Genomic DNA, 677 nt, shown 5'->3' on the forward strand with positions numbered 1-677 from the left:
CGAAGACGCCCTACAACGAATCAAAATATTTAGAAGCATTAAAACGAAGAGGATCGCCACTGTTAAAATTTGCAATAAATAGCTAAATTTTACTAGTTGTCCACCTCAGGGCGTGTTGTTATATGCGAAAAACATCAAAATTTAGTTTCACAGCGAGCAACATAATTAACCTACCCATTAGATAAACCTTAACTAATGGAGAATTTATGAACTACAAACTAAAAAGAAAGGTATTAAATATACGCAAGATATTAACCTTTATTTATAACCTTTTAATGGTGCATTACTTTATAGAAACAAAAGCTGCCAACTTAACACCTTTACTTATTTCAGTGGCGTATGACTTGGGAATATTTGCCGCCAATATCAAAGCTCTCATTGACGCGCCTGTAGCTTTGATATGCTCAGCGTAAGTAATACCGAATAAATGAATCATGGCAACAGCTTCTCCTTTAGGAGCTGTATGATATTTATCTTTTAATATGCGCCCTAATTCAACTACCGTTAATTCATCTTTGATACTCAAGTTTGACTCCTTAATTTGCATAGCATATAACGCCCATATTAAGCGGCAAATAATAGTTGGCTAAAATAGTGAGGAACGAACGACAGCCAACTGTTATTTGTCCGTTTGAATTGCTTGTTAGGTGAAGTATTTCTGTAAATACAAAACCTTA

At 34.6% G+C, this 677-nt stretch carries 1 protein-coding gene; it reads right to left on the reverse strand.

Translation table 11 applies throughout. The features are described 5' to 3' along the window. Positions 1 to 283: 283 nt before the first annotated feature. A complete protein-coding gene (locus H4J57_RS19525) occupies positions 284 to 526 on the reverse strand; it encodes a hypothetical protein (protein ID WP_182243996.1) in 243 nt (80 codons plus the stop codon). Between the last annotated feature and the right edge of the window lie 151 nt (positions 527 to 677).

The organism is Colwellia sp. BRX8-7 (assembly GCF_014077275.1).
Taxonomy (GTDB): domain Bacteria; phylum Pseudomonadota; class Gammaproteobacteria; order Enterobacterales; family Alteromonadaceae; genus Colwellia_A.